The sequence below is a fragment of the Streptomyces sp. NPDC059003 genome (assembly GCF_042740445.1).
In the GTDB taxonomy this organism is placed as follows: Bacteria; Actinomycetota; Actinomycetes; order Streptomycetales; family Streptomycetaceae; genus Streptomyces.
This window is the reverse complement of record NZ_JBHYJH010000428.1, coordinates 1-1,653: the sequence shown is the minus strand read 5'-3', so window position 1 is coordinate 1,653 and position 1,653 is coordinate 1. Positions and strand designations below refer to the sequence as shown.

The 1,653-nt window shown below is 67.2% G+C and carries 1 protein-coding gene; it reads left to right on the top strand.

Translation table 11 applies throughout. From position 1 onward, the window contains the following. The first annotated feature begins 377 nt into the window (after positions 1–377). On the top strand, positions 378–1,121 hold the full coding sequence (locus tag ACFWZ5_RS46360; protein ID WP_384893328.1) for an ANTAR domain-containing protein: 744 nt from the start codon (positions 378–380) through the stop codon (positions 1,119–1,121). The last annotated feature ends 532 nt before the right edge of the window (positions 1,122–1,653 follow it).

Sequence of the window (1,653 nt, the reverse complement as noted above, 5' to 3'; positions counted from 1 at the left end):
ATCACGTAACATGAACCTGACCGCATAACCACACGAAACAGCGCCTACCTCCCAGGTGGAAGGCCCATCGTCCAAGCCATCCACACCCTCCTCACCTGCAGCCATTCAGGATGAAAGACGTTCACTCATCACCTGGGCCTTCATCACCATCATGACCCGCCGCAGGGCCCGGCCTGCCGAACGCCGCGACGTCGCCCACGGCTACCTGATGCCACAGGCCGCCTGACCACAGGGGACGGACAACAGCCGTCTCTGGCCCCGAAGGCCGGGGAAACCCGATGGCAGGAGTTGGTTTGCGGCGGCCGGACCCGGGTATCTGCGGCGCGTCCGCACGCCGTAACCGCGGCCGACCAGCCGCAGCGAAGAGGCACGTTGCCATGCGCCACACTCCGCGCGAGCCCTCCCTGGCTGCGGCCCTGCTGGACCTGGCCGCCGCCCCGGCCCCCGGCAGCAACCCCGCCCAGATCATGGGCCGCCTGACCGAACACAGTCTGCAGCTGCCCGGCATCCAGGCCGGAGGCGTCCTCCTGGCTGACACCCAGGGCCGTTTCCACGACCTAGTGGCCTCCGACGAGGCAGCCGACCGGCTCGAGCACCTCCAGATCCACTACGAGGAGGGCCCCTGCCGCGACACCGTCCGCACCGGCCAGCCCCTGACCGACCTGCCGCTACCACACCCGAACTGCCGCTACCGCTGGCCCCACTTCACCCCGCACGCCCTGGCTGCGGGCTTCACCGCCGTCACGGCCCTGCCCGTACGCCGCAATGAGCACATCTTCGGGGCGCTGAACCTCTTCCACCGTTACCACAGCATCGGTCAGGACGGTCTGTGGGCCTGCCAGATGCTGGCCGAAGCCGCCGCCCTGGGACTGGCTCACCAACGCGACCTGACCCAGCTGCACGAGCACAACACCCACCTGGAGACAGCCCTTACATCCCGGATCGTCATCGAGCAGGCCAAGGGCATCCTCGCCGAACGCCTACGGCTGGACCCGGACGCTGCCTTCGACCGGATGCGCCGCCATGCCCGCGCACACCAGCAGAAACTCAACGCCCTAGCGGCACAGATCATCTACCAGCCCGCCAAAGACAGCCCCTTCCCCCGTCCCCACCACGGCTGACGGCCGCACAGCCACTTGTCAACACCCGTTCCGATCAACCGGATTCCCGTTCCTTCCTCGGGCCAGGACCGGGCGGCATGCCGTGTCACCAGCACTCGCCCATGATGCCGTCGGCTCCCAAACCCCGGGCCGATCCGCATACGCCCCACAGGCCGCTGGAGCCGCGCCGCCGTCCGACGCGGCTCCACCAAACGTACACACACCATGTCCCAGACCCCATACCCGGACTCCAGTGCCGCCGAGGACACACCGCGCGAGGAGAGGAGGAGAGGATGACGAGGAGAACTCCACTCCTCGCGCCCGCAAAGGGGCCTGCCCAGCCTCCCACCACACACCCCACAGTGATAGCCGTTCCGCTCCACTCACACGACTCAGAGATCAGACACAGGCTCCAAATGCGTACACCTTGCCCAGGCGGCCGGGATGCCCCGTCACAGGTAGCGAAGATCACGGTAGGGGCTCTGCCGCGGCAAATTCGGGGCCTGTAAATAGAGCGGTGTTACTCCGATCATGGGGGATCACCTGTATGACC